Origin of the sequence: Paenibacillus sp. NPDC058071, from assembly GCF_042885235.1 — a bacterium.
Taxonomy (GTDB): domain Bacteria; phylum Bacillota; class Bacilli; order Paenibacillales; family Paenibacillaceae; genus Pristimantibacillus.
This window is the reverse complement of sequence record NZ_JBHVSK010000009.1, coordinates 230,886-250,981: the sequence shown is the minus strand read 5'-3', so window position 1 is coordinate 250,981 and position 20,096 is coordinate 230,886. Positions and strand designations below refer to the sequence as shown.

Here is a 20,096-nt window from a genome sequence, read left to right as displayed (position 1 = left end):
GTGGTACCTCCATTTTACCAAGAAACGGTTTCTTTTTGTTTGACAATATGAAAAAGGGGCGTCCCTCAGTCTTTTATGACTTTTGGGACAGCCCCCTTTCATGGGAGATGTGGAAAATGGCGGTTTTCTTGATTCTGCCTATTATGAATTCGCTTATGTTCTGCGGCTTCTACAAAAAGTGACAACAACTATATCGTCAAATACGCTTGCAGCAGCCTTATCAACTGATTCAAATATATGGCCGTATATCTCCATCATTTTTGTGTTGGATGATGCGCCGTTGTGTGTGGTAGATGTAATTGTCCGGTGTCTTTACTTCGAGATCGATTTTCACAAACTTTTTAGTCATTGTTCAATAAACGATTCGAATGTCATTCGCTCGGGCTTCACATAGTTGCCTGACTCCACTTCGATCTGAAACTTTACCAACTCTGTCTCTAAATAACTTTCGAGCCGCTTAGTTGCTCGCAGCAGGGCCAGATCTTCAACTCGTATCGTTTTCTTTTCTTGGACGCGCTTGCCTTGTGCGTCATATCCGAGCTCGACAATGAGTCGGTATGAATTAGTACCACGCTTTTGGATGCTTCCCATAGGTTAAACCTCCTTATATGGTTTTGAAGGCTGGAGATGCACTTTCCTGGCGTTCTGTATGTGGGATGTTCTATAACCGTCCTTCCTTAATTGCTTAATATATCTGCGTATCTATGCACGTTTTTGATCTGTTTAAGGGTGTATGTCGTGCAGATGGAAAAGGTAGACAGGGATTATATCGACGAGCGGATCAGGGAGGCTGGGGATACGGTGACTTGCACTGACGGCGTGCTGAATTACTCTTTCGACGCGCGCGTCTTAGAGTATGAACGATATCCATTCAAACCGCAGCGCGGCCGCGTCATCCTATCCAATTTCCGCGAGATGAAGACGGTCGACTATATCTTTCAGGCGACCGTAGCCAGTAAAAAAGCGATGGACTACACGTCCGAAAACGTCGTGTTAAAGGGTGTCAACTACGACGATAGCCTGACCTTGGTCGACGGGCTGGGGATGAAGGGCACTGACGCAGCAAACAGTGAGCGCGTGCGCCTTGGGCAGTATACGCCGGGTAAGTATGGTCTATGGATCAACAGCGGGGCGATAGAGATATTAAGAGGCTGCCGGACAACCAGGTGCAAGGCGCAGCGGGGTGGAACGGTAAGACAATAAGGCTAACCGCAAACGGACTATACACCGGCACAATTGAAGCTAACCAATCAACGTTAATATGCTATCGGCACTTAGCGCTAACTTAGGCACGGTGACGGCTGGATCGCTTAACAGCGTTAGCATTACAGGGGGTGCAATAAACGGCGGGACAATTACCGGAGCGAAGGTGCAGAAGCAGGAAGGGGAGTATCCACGAGCCGAAATGTCTTCAACAGGCAACTTTTTTGGAGTGTACTTTGACGCGAATAATCATGTAGTAATAGAGAATTATGCAGGAGCACCCGCCCTTCGATTTGTTACGGCAGGAACTCAGTGAGCGTTGATCAATACCCTAATGGGTAATCTCGAGATTTTTGGGAATAACGGTTTTGTAATGAACGGAAATTCAAGTGGAATAAGATTGTATGGGAAAATTTCCGTTGATGCTTGGTCTAGTGTTTTAATGTGGGGCAGACGGTCAGTCTTTACAACAAGCATTCAACACAAAAGCTCAGAAGGGATTGCAAACAGGTTCAGCAGGTGCGGTCGACGGTGGGATACCAATTGGTACGCAACTAATGACAAGTAGTGGCGGAACAGTTACCTGGACTGGAATTCCTGCACATACCCATACACAACAATAAGTAGTACAGTGTGACAAGCTCATCTTGTTCAAATCTCATGGTTATGTTGTTTTTGAGGCGACTACATTGTATATAGGGCGGAATGAATAATCTATCTGGAGCCGCAGGGATGTTATCCCATGCGGCTGCTCCACCTATTTGAAGGAAATCACATCATCACGCGGTATTTACCAGGCGATTTTTATTAGGTCGGTCATCTCTCGTCACCTCTAAGCTGATATATAAGTATAAACGTTCCGTTATAAAGATGCTCGTCATCCCGCTATTGCCTATTTTTTCATTAAATTATATAGGCAACATATGGGTTATGTTGTAGAATATCTTTAACCAAATTAATTTAACAGAGAAAGGAAATATGTATGAACGATATTTTCTCAGTACTAATCAGTGCTATTATTGCAATTATTATATTGCTAAAAGGTGATGAAATTAAAAACATATTCGCAAAGAGAAGTATCAGTAAAGCTCAAAAGAGAATTGATAAGCTACAAAATGTTATAAGTAATTATAATGAGTATCATAGCCAACCAGTCTTATTTATCGGTTGGATTGCTAAATTAATATTATTTTACTTAATGTTCTTTACGATTATATTCTCTTTCACCCACTACTTAAGAGCTCTAGGAACAATCGAGATTACAGTAAATATTATTGCCTCACTTTTTTATTACGCTCTTGCTGGTTATGCTTTATTCAATATTAAGACTCTCAATAACATAATCCGAATAGAAAGATACACAACAGAAACCAATAAGCAAATCGAAAAATTAAAGAAGGTAATCTCTAATAATAAGAAAAGCCCACCTACTAAATAGGCGACGCCACTGAAGAACTTACGATTTTCGGTGTACCCCAGCGTCAGGGAAAAAAATGCGACACCTAATCCGGATTTTTCGGAGGGTGTCGCATTTTTCAGTGGGCTTTACGGTAGTTTGTTAGTCATTCAGTTTCATTATTCGCTTAAGGTTCACCGCGAATATCGCCATTGCCCCTTGGATCTGCATACCTAACAGACCCGAGGACGTGGCTACGTCGTACCCGTGTCGATGTTTAAGTTCGCTGTTCTTCGCTTCGATTTTGTATCGTTCTTTCGCCTTGGCTTTAAAGTACTCGCTTTCTTGAAATGCTGCTTGTTCTGAGTGCTCGTCCGACTGCATGGTTACAGCATACGTCTTGCTGGCTCCACCGTTGTAACACCCTTCCTTGAAAGGGCAGCTCTTGCACTTATCTACATCAAAGAAGTATATTGTCCTTTGATTTTTCCCGCCTTCTTTTCTCCTAGATTGCATTGCTTTCCGAATGGCCATATGGCCAGCCTTGCATACGTAAATTCCTGCATCTTTGTTAAACTCGAATTCCTCTTCTTTCTTACGTCCGCCTTGTGTGATCTGCGGATTCAACTTCGAAATCAATTCAATATTATTGTCTTTGCTGTACGCGATGTTGCCTTTTTCTGAATATGCCATATCGCCAATCACTGTTTTCACTTCCATGCCCGCCGCCTTGCTTTTCTCTACGAGCGTCTGTAGTTGCTTGCCGTCGTTCTTCTCCCCAGTCGTGACAATGACAGCTGTAATGATTCGTTCCTCAGTCATTGCGAGGTGCGTTTTGTAGCCAAAGAACGACGAGTCCGCGCTCTTGTGACCGACACGTGCATCCTGATCTTGCGAGATGCGCAGTTGCTCCACATCATCTTCAACGGTTTCTTTAAGCAGATTCAGCAGTTCCGTGATTTTTGGCAATTGAGCGATTCCAAGTTGCGTCTCTACAGCCTCTACAAGCTTCTTACAATATTCAATCTCCGCTTCGAGCGTATCTACTACGTTTTTGGCGGGAAGTTTCTCTTTCAGAGATTCATCTATAGAATAAATTGCTTTTCGCAACTTACGGGAACGATCTTGCAAGATCTCTCTCGGAGATTTCTGATTGTAACGGGCTTTCGTATGGGTCGCGTCCACAATAATAGCCGTGCTCTTCAGGATGCTCTGGTCAATGGCTATTTCGACAGTCTTGCCAATCAGCAAATCTAGTAAGTTCAGGTCTTTAAGCCGTAGCTTACGGAACTTGGTGAGCGAACTCGGATCAATGACAGACTCTTCAGGCGCCATTTGAAGAAAGAATTTGAACGACATGTCGTATCGGGAACGCTCGACCACATCCACATCCGACAGCTCGAAAATGGCTTTAAGGAGCAAATATTTAAACATCCGTAAGGGGTCGATTGCATTGCGACCATTGTCCAGGCAGTAGTTTGCTTTCAATTCGTCGTAGACGAAGGAGAAGTCCACCAACTCGTTGATCTGACGCAGCAAGTTATCCTTGGGTACAACGAGGTCGTATAGTGCCGTGTAAGGACTGAACGCAAACGAGATTTGGGGCTGGAACAATGGGCTTCACACCTTTCGCTGTAATACTTTAAGTATACAGTAAAGAAGGTACTGCTCCCTCAATAAGATTGAGGAACAGTACCTTCTTTCGTCACAGGACTTTTTCAGTGGCCTCCTAAATAGGCCGATGGGGCTATTGTCTTATTTCGTGCTTAAACTGAACACTAGTACGCGCTTGTCTACTCAACCAGGTTCCTATGGTAATCGACTTATTTAATCTTCTTACGAAGCGCACCCCCACCCAGTCTATAGCCCATCCTTGGAAACACCCTAGGGCTAGGGAAGAGTATCTACTCCGAGGTGGAGAACGCAAAATTGCACCATCCGCCAAAATTGGCGAGAACATTGGATGATCCATTCTGAACGGCTCCGCAATCTCGTGGAGTCGTTTTTTTTGCTGCACGGATATGGGGTCGTTACTAACGAGTGCATCTCAGATATTATCGGCACAAATCCGTGCCGATTCCCGGGTTTATGAGAGATTAATACATTGAAGATTCCACGGCTTGAGGAGTCATATTACGCCAACGAGCGGGACCGCACTTATCCGAAATACATCATCACACAAGATGGCTTCTCCTTCCTAGTCATGGGCTACACCGGCAAGGATTAAAATAAAGATAAATGAGAATTGAACTTTATTGCCGCTCCTTCGGGGGCGGCTGTTAAGTTTCGACATATGAAGGACTTGCTACTATGATGTCGAATGATTGAATGAAGGGAGGTTTGGTAAATGTTGAGAAAGTTTAGGTTAATGTCTCATGTTGATAAGCCGTTTCGAATGTTGCTGCAGCTAAGTGACCATAAATACCATTGCGAGTGTAACCTGGTATTAAAACCGTTTCCGTTTGGGCTGGTTTGTGAGTGCGGAAACCGTTATTTAGGTCCACTTGATTAAATGAACTAAGTATATTCTGTTATTGGCTGGTTTCGACCAAAAACCAACTTAACATATGGACAGGATAATAATCAAAATTATGCAACAATTTTAAAGAGTTGATCTAAGCACCTATAATAAGGCTGATTCACCTTGGTTTCGTGTCGATGAGAACGGCAAGGTAGATCTGGGAGTCAAATTAGGAGTTAGCTTGAAGATTGGATTAACGAACATAAATTTCTTTTAACCGCATTGGGCCATTATGATATGAGGCGGACGTTGTTGCTGCATGTTCTAAATCCCACCCTTTTCGGACCCTATATGTGAATGTACTGTATTGAATTCCATTCTTTTTAGTTAACTCTAGTATCTCAAGAGGATATTTTCGATTCATATCACACATTCGACGAGCATTTCTACTTTGGCCTTCTTTGTCTCTTACTGGCATGGTTGCAGTTATTTGCTCGTCCCTCCTAAATTAATTCTAGCCATTAGCACGTTATAAAGTATTCCGTTCGATTTTGCTAATTCAACAATAACAGATCGATTTCTTTTTAATTGAACTGGAGCAGTAATTGCTTTCTTGTTACCCCAGGCTCTATATCCCTAATCCTTACGTTAATATTTCTACGACTAATTCCGTTTCTGGCTGCTTCTTCATATTCATCTGGAGCGATGTAATAGTCATGAGGATTGAACATCGAATAAAGTCCTTTCTATAAATAGCTAGAATTCAAGTAATTTATGCAACGTATTATACTTATCGGTAAATTTAAGATGATTAATGATGGTAGGAAAAGGGCAGATGAACAAAAAAACTATTGATGTTAATGGAACCGTGTATGAAGGTAGTGTCAATGATGACGGGGAGATAATCTCTATAGAACGGTACAATGAAAAAGCGAGAATGTGGGTTAAAATAAACTTTTCACAGATACCTTCTATAGAGCAGGATTCAATTTCACAAAAGGTCATTGATTTATTATCTGATATTTATATAAAGTCGGTCATGCGTGAAATGAAAGGAAATTAGAATCTAAATACAGAACGCTGGAGGTTATTTCGAATGTCACAAGTGACACCGAAGTTAATTAAATGTCATGAATATGGGATGCTGAGGAATGCCCCGAGGGCAGAAGAAGAAACATGGATATTTGAAACACATGACAGGGAATATGAATACACTAACTATACTTTTATTGCTACACTTGATGAATTATCTATGGAGGGCTGGGACTTGGTCTGTAAAGATGGTATCCAATACATTCTTAGAATGCTTGTCGAAAAAGAAGAGCCTCAGCTGTATGAAGATGATGAGGAATAAGCTAGGAGAAGTAGAATTTGAGGAATTGGTACCCAATCGGTACCGAAATGATTGGAATGATCATGTAACTAAAGAATGTCGTACTCGAAAACCCTTGATTCTATAGGGTTTATTCGCAAAAAATCGACCCTCACCTTTCGGTGAGGGTCTTTCATGGGAGAGGAGAAACCGGACGAAGAGCTTATGGGGAAACGTAAGTCTTCTCCGCGGTTGTCTACGGCATCTTCCGACGCCGATGATTTTATCTTGTCCGGTTTGGAAGGGATTATACCTGATGGCTAAAAAAAATATTGCAGCCTTATTCAGGTGGCGTTTCCGCTTTTTCATCACCCGAAAATTGTGGTACGATAGGCGGGATAGGACGAAAAGGGGGATATTCCAAAGTGAGAGTCATTGCGGGCGCGGCCAAAGGACGCACGTTAAAAGCGGTTCCGGGCATGAACACGCGGCCGACGACGGATAAAGTGAAGGAAGCGATTTTCAGCATGATCGGACCTTTCTTCGACGGCGGCGCGGCGCTGGATTTATTCGCCGGCACCGGCGGTCTTGGCATTGAGGCATGGAGCCGTGGAGCCGAGCGAGCTATATTTATCGATAAGGAAAAATTAAGCATCGATATTATTCGCCATAATACAAATGCGGTCGGCATGGGAGGAGCTGCGGAAATTTATCGCAATGACGCCGATAGAGCGATTAAGCTGCTTGAAAAACGAGGAATCGCTTTTTCGCTTGTTTTTCTCGATCCTCCGTACCGGATGAAAGAGATGGACAGTCTGCTCGTCGATCTTGCGCAGCGCTCGATGCTGGAGGACGGAGCAATCGTCGTGGTCGAGCATGATGCAGACCATGAATATCCGGACGAAATCGAACGTTTCGAATTAATGAGAAAAGCCAAATACGGAGATACAGCCGTTACGATATACACCTACAACCAAAGCGGCGACATCAATGGAGGACAAGGAAATGAAACCGAATGATCGTTCCCGGGTAGCGGTTTACCCAGGCAGCTTCGACCCCGTTACATATGGCCATATCGATATTATCAGGAGATCGGCCAAGCAATTCGATCAAGTGATTGTCGCGGTACTGAACAATACGAGCAAAAGCCCGTTATTCTCGGTTGAAGAGCGCAAAGAAATGCTTCGGGAAGTGACGAGCGATCTGCCGAACGTGACAGTCGATAGCTTTCGCGACCTGCTTGTGCGCTATATGAAATCGCGTAACGCCAATGTGATCATTCGCGGTATTCGATCGGTGACGGACTTCGAATACGAGCTGACGCTCGCCTCGACGAACCGGCTGCTGGATAGCGAGATCGATACGATCTTTATGATGACGGATCCGAAGTATTCGTATTTGAGCTCCAGTATCGTCAAAGAGATTGCGATGTTCAACGGCAACGTGTCGGAGCTTGTGCCGCCGTTCGTGGAGCAGCGGCTTGCTGAGAAGTATCAGTCTAAAGACTGAATTTCCGGTCGTACAGACTACTAACTTAAGGAGTTCGGCTTGGCGGAACGCTGTTTCGAAGGCGCATCCTCGCGAACACAGGGAGGAGAAGCAGCAGCAGTCCCGCCCCAGCACAGAGGGCGGCCGTCAAAGAAAACGGCCAGAAGGACGGCAGGCGATGCACCTGTATTATGGGCGATAGCGGCATAGGCTGACTGTTAAACATCGCGGTACGAGAGCTCTCCGCTCCGGCAGGCAGCCAGCCAATCAGCGTTTGCGCCGGTCGCCACAGCAATAGTGCGAACAAAGCGGCATGCAGCGCATGCAGAATTCTGGCCCGAATGAAGGGGAACAGGCGTAAGCCCGTCCCGCTAATACTGTAGCCAGCGAGCAAAATCGCGCTTATGCCGCTCCAGGCTAAAACGGCTGCAACGAGAGAGACATTCACCGGCAAGCTGGCCATCGCGCCTTGCCGGATGGCGGCGGCATAGGCGCCGATATGGCTTTCGAGCAGGGCAGGCAGTGCGAAATCAAGCGATCCTCCTGGAGAAACCAGCTGTGCGAGCGGAAGCGACAGGCGGGCGACGACGGCGGAGAAAATCATAAAGCCGCCTACGACCATCAGCTTCTGCACGCTTGAAGCGACGGCGTCTCCCAGCACTTTGCCGAAGCCGCGCCCATCCTTCTCACGTGCCTCTGCCACCGCCTGGGCTGCTCTGGCGAGCAGCGGCGCGGCTTTGTTGTGCGCATTGTCTCCGTCCAAGTCGGAGGCGACGCCGCGTTCTCCCTTGCGGCGCCGCAGGACGGCGGACACGACGGCCGTCCATACAGCCGACAGCCAGATCACGGCGCCAATATAACCGCCTAGCTCCGGCCTTTGCATAAAGCCGGCGCCAATGACGACGAGCATGAACAGCGGATTAGGCATATGGGAGAGCGCGAGCAGACGTTGTCCTTCTGATACGGTCAATCTGTTCTTCCGACGAAGAGCGGCGGTCGCCTCGGCGCCGGCGCCAAAGCCTGAAAGCCAGCCGAATACGAGCGGGAGAGCGGCTTCGCCGGGCAGCTTGAACAGCTTCTTCATCGCTGGTCCGAGCAGGACGCCGACTCCGTGCAACAGTCCGAATGCGGCGATCAGCTCGAATAAAACGAGAAACGGCAGCAAGCCGGGAAAGACGATATTCCACCATATCGACAATCCTTGCAAGGAGGCTTGAAAGGCTGCGTCGGGCTGACGAATGACAGAGCCTACGAAAAGAAGCGAGACAATAGCGAGCAGCACGGTACGGGTCATGGTCGGAACCTCCATTATATGTGAACAAATGACGGAATCGGCGGGGCGTGCAGCCACAGGAGGCTATAGTCACACCTGCCGACAAATTGGGCTTTAAGGAACGGAAAACGATGATAAAGTGTACGCTTGAATGGACAAGGATAGACCTTGGAAAAGAGGAACGGCTAAAGGAGGGAGTATATGGCGCGCTGGAGCGAATCACGTAACGGAGCGGGGATTGGGAAACGAACACTGACAACCGCGGCCGCAACGGCTTTGGTCATGTGGCTGCTGCTTTATGCTCCTTCTCCTTTTGTTCTGTACGAACCAGGAACCGCGGAACCGACCTATACGATGGTGAAAGCGGAAGATGCGGCCCCGGGGCAGGGAGACAATCTGACGGCAGGCAGCGGTCAATTTCTGATGACGACGGTCAAGCTGAGCGAGACGAACTTTTGGGGAGCCGTCAGTTCCTCATGGAAATCGAACACAGAGGCAGCCACCAGAAGAAGCGTGTTGAAGGGCTCGACAGAAAAGCAATACGCCGACCGGATGGCAGTCGTTATGCAAGGCTCGCAAAACAACGCGGTCGAAGCAGCTTATCGTTATGCACAAATTCCGTATAAAATCGCTCCGGACGGCCTAGCGGTGTCGGATGCGCGAAATAAAAGCGAAACCAAGCTGATGACCGGCGATCGGATCACCGGTGTTAAGGAAGCGTCATCCGTCTACGATACGGCCGAACTTATTCAGGCATTGCAGGGCAAAAAAACGGGCGATGACATAGAGCTGTCCGTTATTCGAAACGATAAAGCGATTCAGCTGCCGATTGTGCTGTCCCCGTTCGACGGCGAGATTGATAAGCATTCTTTGCTGCAGGCGCTCGGCGTGAACGGCTTGGTCGAATTCCGCCGCTTGCAGCCGAACGATAATGTCATGTCGCTGACGATCGATGCTGGAGAAGTCGGCGGTCCCTCGGCCGGGCTTATGTTCGCGCTTCAATCGTTGGATCTGCTGACGCCTGGTGATTTAACAAAAGGCTTTCGAATCGCGGGTACGGGTACGATCACGCCAGAAGGCGAGGTTGGTCCAGTGGGCGGCATCGGGTACAAAGTGGTGGCAGCGGACGCGGCCGGAGCGCAGCTGTTCCTGGCTCCAGCCAGCAATTATGCCGAGGCGGCGCAAAAGGCGAAGGAAGAAGGCAGCAGCATGCGCGTCATTAGCGTCTCATCGCTGCAGGGCGCGCTGGACGCCATTGCGAGCCAATCGACTCGGTCTTGACTTAACGGAACGGAATGCAAATGCAGAATACAGCGTCATCTGACGGACTGCGGAATGCTGTCCTGCAGCAAAGAAAGGGCATGCAGACAGCTGCACGCCCTTTCTTTGATAAAGATATTAAATAAGGCATACGGCTCCACCTTTATAAGATAATCGGTTTATCTGTGTAATCGCGGAATAAAGCCTCCGCCGCATGTCTGCCCGGCTGTCCCAGCATATAGACGGCGGTCGCTTGCGTGTCCAGCTGCAGATAGCGATATTCGGCAGGCGGTCTGGCCGCGCTCAGCAGCACAGGCAGCGACGCCGTCTTTTTCATACGCTTCAACAGCTCACGGCCTTTGTCCGTAAAGCCCAGCACGCGAATATATTCAACCCCGGAAGCCAGCTTGTCTGTCGTGAAGTCTTCTTTGCGGTGATTTAGCAGCACGGACAGCAACGCGCGCTGAAGCTTGGTTCGCGTGTAACGCTTTGTTTTTAACGCCCCGAGGAGCGTCTCGAACGACGTATCTGCGAGTGTAGGAAGGACGCCGGCCATCCGATGCTCCAGCCCTTCGGATATTTCACGCAGCTCTCTAAGCTGTGCAGCTGTTCTCGTGACGAGTCCGTGAAGCAGTGTCTGGACGAAGTGGTCCCAATGAACAGGGCTTCTTTCAGCAGCCCATTCCCGTTCGAGAATGCGATACGTCGTATCCGGGACGAATGGTTTGCTCCCCGTCAGCTCCCGCTTGTCGAAAAGGAGCTTGCGAATGGCAGTGGCGCTGGCAATGGCATTATCAGTAAAGGTCGTTTGATTGTATTCTGATTTTTCACGACGAATCGTATAGGGCTCCATTTGTCCGCCGAGCCTTTCCCATGCGAGTAGATAGTGCAGGCCAAGCGTATGGTTCGGTTTGTCGAAGGGGAAGGCCGCAGCCTCGTGTTCTCTTATCGACATTAAATAATCGGTCGTTGCAGCGCTGTATGCGCTCGGATATGCGATACCGGCATCGAGCTTGTCCTTAAGCGAGGCGCGAAAGGCCGGTGGCTCAGCAGCCATCGTTTTGGCCGCTAGGCGCATCGCGTCAAGCTCGCCGCTCTCGGTGCCGAAACAGAAAGCGTCGACGACGCCTGTCGCCTCAAGCAGAGCGACTGCGCCGTAGGCAAACCATTCCGCCGCTTGCGTCGCATAAGCGGCAGGCAGCTCGATGACGAGATCGCAGCCGCCCCGCAGCGCCGTCTCCGCTCGCGCCCATTTGTCCATGACGGCGGGTTCTCCGCGCTGCAGAAAATGGCCGCTCATGACGGCGACAACGGCATCTGCACCCGTAATTTTTCGAGATTGCTGCAAATGATATTGATGACCGTTATGAAATGGGTTATACTCCACTATTAGTCCTACTGTTCGCATATCAACGCTCCTAGCGTTTGTCTGATTGGATATATGTCCCATCATAGCACAGCGCGGCGTAAGGATTCATCAGGAAGCCGATACTGATTATAGAGACGCGGCGACGACGGCGGGTTAACCGGATCTTGGGAGCATTTGTCTTTTTCGAAGAGCGATTAGCGACAGACTCTGAAAAAACATAGTGAAATGTTGACAAAACCGGCTGCCGATAGCTATAATAATCTTTGTTTGTTTGGGGTGATTCGATGCAATTTCATGTAAAAGAGACGATGTCCAAAGGGCTAAAGGCGAACATCGATGAAAAACTTGATGTCAGCGCTTTGTTCAAAGGACGTACCGATGTCATTAGCACGGGTCCGCTCCACGTGTTGCTTAAGGTGACAGGGAACGAAGGGTCCATATCGGTCGAAGGCGAATTGTCAATCGACTGGGAATTGGCATGCTCTCGTTGTCTCGATCCCGTTCAAGAGCACACGGTTATTCCATTCTTCGAGCAATTCAAGCCTGCGTCCAATCAGGATGTGCAGGAGGAAGGCGAAGAAGAAGAGGATGACGTCATTGCCGTTAAGGAAGACAGGCTGGATCTGAAGCCGTACGTGGAAGAAGCGCTTCTGCTGTTCATGCCTTTCGCTCCGCTTTGCAGCGATGATTGCAAAGGCCTCTGCCACAACTGCGGGCAGAATTTGAATGAACATACATGCGGCTGCAAGACAGAGAAGATTGATCCTCGTCTCGCAGTGCTCAAGGACTTGTTCAAAGAACAATAACGAAGATGCAGCACCGATTGATTTTTGTGAAGGAGGTGGGAAAGATGGCAGTACCTCAAAGAAGAACGTCCAAAACTCGCCGCGACAAACGTCGCACGCACTTTAAGCTGGCGGTACCTGGAATGGTAAAATGCGAGCAATGCGGAGAGCTGAAATTGGCTCACCACGTATGCAAAGTGTGCGGATATTACAAAACGAAAGAGATTATTGCTCAATAATCTCAGAGTCCCCACAATAGCACTTCATTGCGATGAGGTGCTATTTTTTATATACTGGTTTAGTACCAGGTGATAAAAACAACGGATAATGAGAGCCGTCAGGCGATGCGCTAGTATGGAGCCGGGTTCTATTTGAATAAATTCTATCACTATAATGTAAAGGTGGTGACGGCGATCGAACGCATGCCAAAACGGCAGCGGCATCAGCTTCTTGCTCGATTAATCGACGAGAATCCGTTCATGACGGATCGCGAGCTGACCCGCCACTTGAAGATCAGTATCCAGACGGTGCGGTTAGACCGAATGGAGCTCGGTATTCCCGAGCTTCGCGAACGAATGAAGCTGATGGCTGAACGTTCCTATGACTCGGTTCGTTCGCTGCCGCTGCATGAAGTGATTGGCGATATCGTCGATTTGCAGCTCGATAAGAGCGGCATATCGATATTTGAAATTCGGGATGAACATGTCTTTTCCCGAACGGGAATAGCCCGGGGGCATCATGTATTCGCACAAGCCAACTCGCTCGCTGTTGCAATTATCGACGACAAAATCGCGTTGACTGTGACGGCGGACATCCGGTTCATAAGGCCGGTCAAGCTGGGCGAAAAATGCATTGCCAAGGCGTATGTCCGTTCGATATCGGGAGAACGTAATAAATCGAAGGTCGAATTGTTCACTTACGTGGGTGAAGAGATGGTGTTCCAAGGAAACTTTGTCATTTTCAGATCCGCGGGAGAATCGGACAACGAAGGAGGAGACGGACATGCGGATCGCCATTGACGCGATGGGCGGCGATCATGCCCCCAAGCTAATCGTGCAAGGGGCGCTTGAAGCCGCACAGCAATGGCCGGATACGGAATTGCTGCTGGTTGGGGATACGGCGGCGATTGAACCTCTGATCGGCGGTAACAAGCCTTCGAATCTGACGATTCATCACGCCGATGAAGTTATTTTACCCGACGACGAGCCGGTTAGAGCCGTCCGTCGCAAGAAGGGTGCGTCGATGGTCGTTGCCGGACAACTTGTGCGAGACGGACAGGCTGATGCCATGCTGTCGGCAGGCAATACGGGCGCTTTGATGACGACAGGGCTGCTCGTTGTCGGCCGGCTGGACGGCATCGAACGTCCAGCGCTGGCGCCGATGCTGCCGACGATGGACGATATCGGAGTGCTCGCGCTCGATTTGGGCGCCAATATGGATGCGAAGCCGGAGCATTTGCTTCAGTACGCTATCATGGGCAGCATTTATAGGAACAAGGTTCACGGGTTGGAGAAGCCTCGCGTCGGCTTGCTGAATGTCGGCACGGAAGCGAAGAAAGGGAACGAGCTGACCAAGGCGGCTTACGACCTGCTGGAGCAAGCGCCGATTCATTTCATCGGCAACGTAGAGGCGAGGGATCTTCTCAATCGCAGCTGCGACGTGCTCATTTGCGACGGATTTGCCGGAAATGTCATGCTGAAGGCGATGGAAGGTACGGCCGGTACTTTGTTCACTTTCCTGAAGCAGGAGTTCGGTGATTCGTTGATGACGAAGCTGGCGGCGGCGATTATGATGCCAAGACTTCGCAAGCTGAAAGGGAAGATGGATTATAAGGAGCACGGAAGTGCGCCGCTGCTTGGCTTGACCGGATTGGTCATGAAATGTCACGGCTCGTCCGACGCGGTTGCGGTGAAAAACGCCGTCCGCCAAGCCAGAACCGCAGTTGCGGCTCGTTTGACGGAATCGATAGCAGCGGAAATTAGCGGGAAGTGAGCGTGTTATGGTGAGTATACCTTCTGTTGGTATTATTGGCTCGGGCAAATATGTTCCCGACCGCATTTTAACGAACCAAGAGCTGGAACAAATGGTGGAAACGAACGACGAATGGATCGTGACGAGAACCGGTATACGGGAGCGCCGTCTGGTAGCCCCGGAACAAGCGACGTCCGATCTCGGGTACGAAGCCTCCAAAATCGCGCTCAAAGCGGCAGGTTTGACGCCGGAAGATATCGATCTTATTATTGTGGCGACGATTACGCCCGATATGTTTTTCCCTTCGACAGCTTGCTTGATCCAAGAAAAGCTCGGCGCGAAGCGTGCGGCGGCGTTTGATTTGTCTGCTGCTTGCTCCGGTTTTATCTACGGTCTGGCGACGGCATCGAGCATGATTTCGTCCGGTCTATATAAGCATGTGCTTGTTATCGGAGCCGAGTCGCTGTCGCGTATCACGGACTATACAGACCGCAATACGTGCATTCTGTTCGGCGACGGCGCTGGCGCGGTCGTACTGGGCCCGGTTCCGGAAGGACGAGGCTTCAAATCGTTCGTGCTCGGTGCTGACGGCGCTGGCGGCGAACTGCTGAAGGTAGGCGGCGGCGGTTCGCGTATGCCTTCATCGACGGAGAGCGTGACCGGCAAGCATCACTTTATTCATATGGCAGGCAACGAGGTATTCAAGTTCGCCGTTCGCATCATGGGCGGCGCTGCCGAGGAAGCGCTTGAGAAAGCGGGATACACGAAAGAGGATATCGACTTGCTGATTCCTCATCAGGCGAATATCCGCATCATTCAATCGGCGCTGAACCGGCTTGACTTGCCGGAAGAAAAAGCGATGATCAATTTGGACAAGTACGGCAACGTTTCCGCCGGATCGATTCCGATCGCGCTCGCGGAAGCGGTCGAGCAAGGTCGTGTGAACGAGGGCGATTGCCTCGTGCTCGTTGGCTTTGGCGGCGGCCTCACTTGGGGCGCTTCGGTGCTTATTTGGTAACGGAGGGGATTAGGCAGTGAGCAAAACGGCATTTGTATTTCCTGGCCAAGGAGCTCAATCGGTTGGAATGGGAAAAGACGCTTACGAGGCTTACGAAGTTTCGCGGAACGTTTTCGAGCAAGCGAACGAAGCGCTTGGCTTCTCGTTGACAGACTTGATTTTCGAAGGGCCGGACGAGCAGTTAAAGCAAACAGCCAATACGCAGCCTGCGCTGCTGACGGTTAGCGTTGCGCTGCTTCGTGCGCTTGACGGTAAAGGTCTGAAAGCCGACTATGTGGCTGGCCACAGCTTGGGCGAATACAGCGCGCTTGTTGCGGCAGGAGTTATTTCCTTCGAGGACGCGGTGCGCACCGTGCGTGCGCGCGGAGAGTTTATGGAGCAGGCGGTGCCGGGCGGCATCGGCGCGATGGCGGCCGTTCTGGGAGCGGAACGCGACGTGCTAGGCAAGCTGTGCGCGTCGATTACAGCCGAGGGTCATGCGGTCGAACTCGCCAATATGAACTGCCCGGGGCAAATTGTCGTTTCCGGCACTGCTGCAGGCGTTCAGGCCGTGGTGGAACGCGGTAAGGAAGAAGCGGGCGCAAAACGCGTTCTGCCGCTCGAAGTGAGCGGACCGTTCCATTCCTCGCTCATGAAGCCTGCCGCTGAGAAGCTCGGTGCGGTGCTTGAAGGCGTCTCCATGAACGATGCGGCCATTCCGGTCGTAGCGAATGTGACGGCTTCGACTGTGACTGAGGCGGCGCAAATTCGTTCGCTGCTCGTCGAACAGGTGTATTCGCCTGTTCTATGGGAGGACAGCGTACGGTATTTGATCGAGCAAGGGGTAGATACGTTTGTGGAGATTGGATCGGGCTCCGTTTTAGCGGGTCTGATTAAAAAAATCGACAAAAATCTGCGCATCATCTCGATCAACAGCGTATCCGCAATCGATTCGCTTGAGCTGTAACGCGTCGTTGGTTGGCGTGTAGGCATGCTCTACTCTTTTGAAGGAGGGATAACATGTTTGCAAGTTTAGAAGGCAAGAAGGCGCTCGTAACCGGCGCTTCCCGCGGCATCGGCCGTGCGATCGCCGTCGCCCTGGCGGAAGCCGGAGCGGATGTAGCGATCAACTACTCGGGCAGCGAAGCAGCTGCAGCGGAAACGGCGCAGGCGGTTGAAGCGTTGGGTCGTAAGGCGATCGTGATCAAAGCGAACGTTGGCAAGCTGGACGAGTTTGAAGCGATGGTCAAGGAAGTGCAGGAGCAGTTCGGCGCTATCGACATTCTCGTGAATAACGCTGGCATTACAAGAGATAATTTAATTATGCGTATGAAGGAAGAAGAATTTGACCAAGTTATTGAGACGAACCTGAAGGGCGTCTTCAATGGCATCAAGGCGGTTACGCGTCCGATGATGAAGCAGCGTTCCGGCCGCATCATCAATATTTCTTCGGTCGTAGGCGTGCTCGGCAATCCTGGACAGGCTAACTATGTCGCCGCGAAAGCGGGCGTAATCGGTCTGACCAAGGCGAGCGCCCGCGAGCTGGCTTCGCGCGGCATTACGGTCAACTGCGTCGCTCCGGGCTTTATTCAGACGGAAATGACGGACAAGCTTCCGGATGACGTGAAGGATTCGCTGTCCACCCAAATTCCGCTTGCTCGTCTGGGCGGTCCGGAGGATATTGCGAACGCCGTACGTTTCTTGGCGTCCGACGCGGCGTCGTACATGACCGGTCAAACGGTGCATGTCGACGGCGGCATGTATATGTAAGAGGCCGGAGAAGGAAGCGAAAATGCGATGCGATGCCCGTCTTTGCTAGGTTTTTTCATTAAAACGGTTACGTATGGCATTTTATCTTCAATTCTCGTATAATACCAAAGAGGAGGTGAACCGGATGTCCGATGTAGTAGAACGTGTAAAACGGATCGTCGTCGACAGACTTGGCGTAGACGAAGCGGAAGTTACGCTCGAAGCTAACTTTAAAGATGACCTCGGCGCTGACTCTCTTGACGTCGTTGAATTGGTCATGGAGCTAGAGGACGAGTTTGATATGGAGATCTCCGATGAAGATGCGGAGAAGATCACCACAGTGGGAGAAGTTGTGAATTACATACAATCTCTTAACTAAGGAAGAACAGGGTCCCGTTGTAAAAGACGGGACTTCTCTCCATCATCTGCCGTTTGGCGCTTTAACGTTTGAGTGATGATTGATGTAATGAGTGATGTACGAGCTAGTTAGCTTTTTATATAGAATATGACTATTGTGCAGATGCGCGAACGATTGCGTCTCTTATCAATATCGTTGTCCTTTGAGGTGAAACGTATGGTACAAAGAGTTGTCGTAACCGGTATGGGGGTCTTTACCTCGCTCGGATCTGAACTGGATCAATTTTGGGGTAATTTGCTGGCGGGCAAGTCGGGCGTGTCGCATATCGAGGCCTTCGACGTATCCGAATATCCGACGCAAATCGCTGCGGAAATTAAAAATTTCAATCCAGAAGAATTCGGATTGGATAAAAAAGAAGCACGTCGTATGGACCGTTACGTGCAGTTCGCTTCGGTTGCAAGCTTGTCGGCCGTTAAGGACGCCGGGTTGCAAGTCGGCGAGAACGTCGACGCAGAACGAATCGGCGTTATGATCGGCTCCGGCATCGGCGGTCTGGGAACTTGGGAAGATCAGCATAACATTTTGCTGGAGAAGGGACCAAAGCGGGTTAGCCCTTTCTTTATTCCGATGATGATCGCGAATATGGGCTCCGGCCAAGTCTCGATTCTGACCGGTGCGAAAGGTCCGAACAGCACGGCCGTAACGGCTTGTGCGACCGGTACCCATTCGATCGGTGATTCGTTTAAGCTGATTCAGCGCGGCGATGCTGATGTTATGATTTGCGGCGGCGCGGAAGCGACGATCCGCCCGACAGGTCTTGCAGGCTTCTGCTCGATGCGGGCGATGTCCGTTCGCAATGACGAACCGGAGAAAGCGAGCCGTCCTTTCGATACGGACCGCGACGGTTTTATAATGGGCGAAGGCGCGGGCGTTCTTATTTTGGAATCGCTTGAGCATGCGCAGAAGCGCGGAGCTCACATTTACGCCGAAGTGATCGGCTACGGGATGAGCGGCGACGCGCATCATATGACCGAGCCTGATCCTGACGGCGCAGCGCGCTGCATGAAGCGGGCGATCAGTGATGCAGGCATCGAACCAAGCGCCATCGATTATATCAATGCGCATGGCACGTCGACGCCGGTCGGTGACCGTTCGGAGACGAAGGCGATCAAGAAAGCGCTCGGCGATCATGCCTATAAAGTGGCAGTCAGCTCGACGAAATCGATGACCGGCCATTTGCTTGGCGCGGCGGGCGGCGTGGAAGGCGTCATTCTCGGCCTTACGCTGAAAAACGGCGTCATTCCGCCGACGATCAACTTGGTTAACCAAGATCCGGAATGTGATCTGGACTACGTGCCTAACGAGCCGCGTCAAGCGAACGTGCAAACGGCGCTGTCCAATTCGTTCGGATTCGGCGGCCATAACGCGACGATCGTGATGAAAGTCTATGAAGCGTGATACTTTTCATGAGCTCCAGTTACGGCTGGAGCTTAAGTTTAAGCAGATCAAGCTGTTGAAGCAGGCTTTTACTCACACATCCTACGTGAACGAGCATAAGCACGGTTCTATCGAGCACAACGAACGTCTTGAGTTTTTAGGCGACGCTGTGCTTCAACTGCTCGTTTCGGAATATTTGTTCACTACGTATCCGCAGCGTCCCGAAGGGGAGCTGACGCGGATGCGGGCGTCGCTTGTATGCGAGCCGTCGCTCGCGCAGTTTGCGGAGCGGCTTGAGCTGGGAGCTCATGTGCTGCTCGGCAGAGGCGAGGAGCAATTGGGCGGCCGTCACCGGCCGGCGCTGCTAGCCGATCTGTTCGAGGCGTTTATCGGCGCAATCTTTCTGGATGCGGGTATCGAAAGAACGCGGTTGTTTCTGCAAACGCATATGTTCCCGTTTATCGAATCGAACGACAACGGACTGCTGGTGAAGGATTTCAAGTCCAAGCTGCAGGAGCGTGCGCAGCATTACGGTTTAGGTTCGGTAGAGTATCGGATTGCCGAGGAACGAGGACCAGCGCATGACCGGGAATTTGTCGTCGACGTGTACGTCGGAGACCGAGTATGCGGCAGCGGCGTAGGCAGAACGAAGAAAGAAGCGGAGCAGCGGGCAGCATCGCAAGCCTGGCACTCGCTTTCAGCGGAATAGACGTATGAAAATGGCGTTGCGGCAATTGTTGCCGCAACGCCATTTTTTTTGTCTGGTGGGCAGGCAGATGGGCAAGCAGGCAGCTTTGCGCCTGTGGACCATAATGGAGGACTCTGGCTAAGCTATTGCCGTACGCAAGGCAAATAACTGCAATTATGCAGTTATTTACATGCTTTACGCTATGCGAGAGGCAAATAACTGCATAACTGCAGTTATTTTATCCATGGTGGTCACGAATGCAAGCATTGGAGAAAGAATAACTGCAAAATGGCAGTTATTGGTGTGCAAGGGGCTGTATGAGGGGTAAATAACTGCCTTTTTGCAGTTA

At 50.3% G+C, this 20,096-nt stretch carries 24 protein-coding genes; 20 read left to right on the top strand and 4 right to left on the bottom strand.

Translation table 11 applies throughout. The features are described from left to right. The coding region (locus ACFVTB_RS16980; protein WP_387751407.1) for a hypothetical protein at positions 1–182 on the top strand (182 nt) is incomplete at its 5' end. A gap of 163 nt (positions 183–345) precedes the next feature. On the opposite strand, the gene ACFVTB_RS16975 is transcribed toward ACFVTB_RS16980, so the two are convergent. After that, on the bottom strand, positions 346–591 hold the full coding sequence (locus tag ACFVTB_RS16975) for a hypothetical protein (protein WP_387751404.1): 246 nt from the start codon (positions 589–591) through the stop codon (positions 346–348). Between the two features lie 147 nt (positions 592–738). On the opposite strand from ACFVTB_RS16975, the gene ACFVTB_RS16970 reads away from it, so the two are divergent. Continuing rightward, entirely contained in the window at positions 739–1,203 is a 465-nt protein-coding gene (locus ACFVTB_RS16970; RefSeq protein ID WP_387751401.1) for a hypothetical protein, read from the top strand. Positions 1,204–2,185: 982 nt separating this feature from the next. Next, the gene (locus tag ACFVTB_RS16965) at positions 2,186–2,641 is read left to right on the top strand and encodes a hypothetical protein (protein ID WP_387751398.1); all 456 of its coding nucleotides are present in this window, start codon (positions 2,186–2,188) and stop codon (positions 2,639–2,641) included. 120 nt (positions 2,642–2,761) lie between these two features. Here the strand turns inward: ACFVTB_RS16965 and ACFVTB_RS16960 are convergent, their stop codons facing one another. Continuing rightward, complete coding sequence (locus tag ACFVTB_RS16960) at positions 2,762–4,213, bottom strand: IS1182 family transposase (RefSeq protein ID WP_387751395.1); 1,452 nt, start codon at positions 4,211–4,213, stop codon at positions 2,762–2,764. Positions 4,214–4,703: 490 nt separating this feature from the next. Here ACFVTB_RS16960 and ACFVTB_RS16955 point away from each other — a divergent pair, with 490 nt between their 5' ends. The 6 genes from ACFVTB_RS16955 to coaD all read left to right on the top strand — a co-directional run bounded on the left by ACFVTB_RS16955 (position 4,704) and on the right by coaD (position 7,881). Continuing rightward, entirely contained in the window at positions 4,704–4,826 is a 123-nt protein-coding gene (locus ACFVTB_RS16955; protein WP_387751393.1) for a Rha family transcriptional regulator, read from the top strand. Between the two features lie 1,069 nt (positions 4,827–5,895). After that, on the top strand, positions 5,896–6,123 hold the full coding sequence (locus ACFVTB_RS16950) for a hypothetical protein (protein WP_387751390.1): 228 nt from the start codon (positions 5,896–5,898) through the stop codon (positions 6,121–6,123). 33 nt (positions 6,124–6,156) lie between these two features. Continuing rightward, positions 6,157–6,414: a hypothetical protein gene (locus ACFVTB_RS16945; RefSeq protein WP_387751388.1), complete on the top strand. Its 258-nt coding sequence runs from the start codon at positions 6,157–6,159 to the stop codon at positions 6,412–6,414. 153 nt (positions 6,415–6,567) lie between these two features. Next, a complete protein-coding gene (locus ACFVTB_RS16940) occupies positions 6,568–6,696 on the top strand; it encodes a hypothetical protein (RefSeq protein WP_387751385.1) in 129 nt (42 codons plus the stop codon). A 101-nt stretch (positions 6,697–6,797) separates the two neighbouring features. Further along, entirely contained in the window at positions 6,798–7,391 is a 594-nt protein-coding gene (rsmD, locus tag ACFVTB_RS16935; protein WP_387751383.1) for a 16S rRNA (guanine(966)-N(2))-methyltransferase RsmD, read from the top strand. After that, positions 7,378–7,881, top strand: coding sequence for a pantetheine-phosphate adenylyltransferase (gene coaD, locus ACFVTB_RS16930; protein WP_387751380.1), 504 nt, complete (start codon positions 7,378–7,380; stop codon positions 7,879–7,881). The genes rsmD and coaD overlap by 14 nt, the downstream gene beginning before the upstream one ends. 25 nt (positions 7,882–7,906) lie before the next feature. Here the strand turns inward: coaD and ACFVTB_RS16925 are convergent, their stop codons facing one another. Next, a complete protein-coding gene (locus ACFVTB_RS16925) occupies positions 7,907–9,154 on the bottom strand; it encodes a nucleoside recognition domain-containing protein (protein WP_387751377.1) in 1,248 nt (415 codons plus the stop codon). A gap of 180 nt (positions 9,155–9,334) precedes the next feature. Between ACFVTB_RS16925 and ACFVTB_RS16920 the strand changes: the two genes are divergently transcribed. Next, on the top strand, positions 9,335–10,414 hold the full coding sequence (locus ACFVTB_RS16920; RefSeq protein ID WP_387751374.1) for a S16 family serine protease: 1,080 nt from the start codon (positions 9,335–9,337) through the stop codon (positions 10,412–10,414). Between the two features lie 142 nt (positions 10,415–10,556). Here ACFVTB_RS16920 and ACFVTB_RS16915 read toward each other — a convergent pair whose 3' ends face one another. Continuing rightward, positions 10,557–11,801, bottom strand: coding sequence for a nucleotidyltransferase (locus ACFVTB_RS16915; RefSeq protein WP_387751371.1), 1,245 nt, complete (start codon positions 11,799–11,801; stop codon positions 10,557–10,559). 245 nt (positions 11,802–12,046) lie between these two features. Between ACFVTB_RS16915 and ACFVTB_RS16910 the strand changes: the two genes are divergently transcribed. From ACFVTB_RS16910 to rnc, 10 genes are all read left to right on the top strand, one after another. Further along, positions 12,047–12,568 carry a YceD family protein gene (locus ACFVTB_RS16910; protein WP_387751368.1) on the top strand — a complete coding sequence of 174 codons (522 nt, stop codon included), beginning with the start codon at positions 12,047–12,049 and terminating at the stop codon, positions 12,566–12,568. 44 nt (positions 12,569–12,612) lie between these two features. After that, positions 12,613–12,786: a 50S ribosomal protein L32 gene (gene rpmF / locus ACFVTB_RS16905; RefSeq protein ID WP_042160385.1), complete on the top strand. Its 174-nt coding sequence runs from the start codon at positions 12,613–12,615 to the stop codon at positions 12,784–12,786. A 183-nt stretch (positions 12,787–12,969) separates the two neighbouring features. Beyond that, positions 12,970–13,566, top strand: coding sequence for a transcription factor FapR (gene fapR, locus ACFVTB_RS16900; protein ID WP_387751448.1), 597 nt, complete (start codon positions 12,970–12,972; stop codon positions 13,564–13,566). Next, on the top strand, positions 13,550–14,539 hold the full coding sequence (plsX, locus tag ACFVTB_RS16895; RefSeq protein ID WP_387751364.1) for a phosphate acyltransferase PlsX: 990 nt from the start codon (positions 13,550–13,552) through the stop codon (positions 14,537–14,539). Before fapR ends, plsX begins: the two co-directional genes overlap by 17 nt. A 7-nt stretch (positions 14,540–14,546) precedes the next feature. After that, positions 14,547–15,536, top strand: coding sequence for a beta-ketoacyl-ACP synthase III (locus tag ACFVTB_RS16890; protein WP_387751361.1), 990 nt, complete (start codon positions 14,547–14,549; stop codon positions 15,534–15,536). Positions 15,537–15,552: 16 nt separating this feature from the next. Beyond that, positions 15,553–16,482: an ACP S-malonyltransferase gene (gene fabD / locus ACFVTB_RS16885; RefSeq protein WP_387751357.1), complete on the top strand. Its 930-nt coding sequence runs from the start codon at positions 15,553–15,555 to the stop codon at positions 16,480–16,482. A 53-nt stretch (positions 16,483–16,535) separates the two neighbouring features. Beyond that, a complete protein-coding gene (gene fabG, locus ACFVTB_RS16880) occupies positions 16,536–17,285 on the top strand; it encodes a 3-oxoacyl-[acyl-carrier-protein] reductase (protein ID WP_387751354.1) in 750 nt (249 codons plus the stop codon). Positions 17,286–17,409: 124 nt separating this feature from the next. Next, positions 17,410–17,643 carry an acyl carrier protein gene (gene acpP / locus ACFVTB_RS16875; RefSeq protein WP_387751352.1) on the top strand — a complete coding sequence of 78 codons (234 nt, stop codon included), beginning with the start codon at positions 17,410–17,412 and terminating at the stop codon, positions 17,641–17,643. 195 nt (positions 17,644–17,838) lie between these two features. Further along, positions 17,839–19,080 carry a beta-ketoacyl-ACP synthase II gene (gene fabF, locus ACFVTB_RS16870; RefSeq protein WP_387751349.1) on the top strand — a complete coding sequence of 414 codons (1,242 nt, stop codon included), beginning with the start codon at positions 17,839–17,841 and terminating at the stop codon, positions 19,078–19,080. Beyond that, positions 19,070–19,768, top strand: coding sequence for a ribonuclease III (gene rnc, locus ACFVTB_RS16865; RefSeq protein WP_387751347.1), 699 nt, complete (start codon positions 19,070–19,072; stop codon positions 19,766–19,768). The genes fabF and rnc overlap by 11 nt, the downstream gene beginning before the upstream one ends. Positions 19,769–20,096 lie beyond the last annotated feature (328 nt).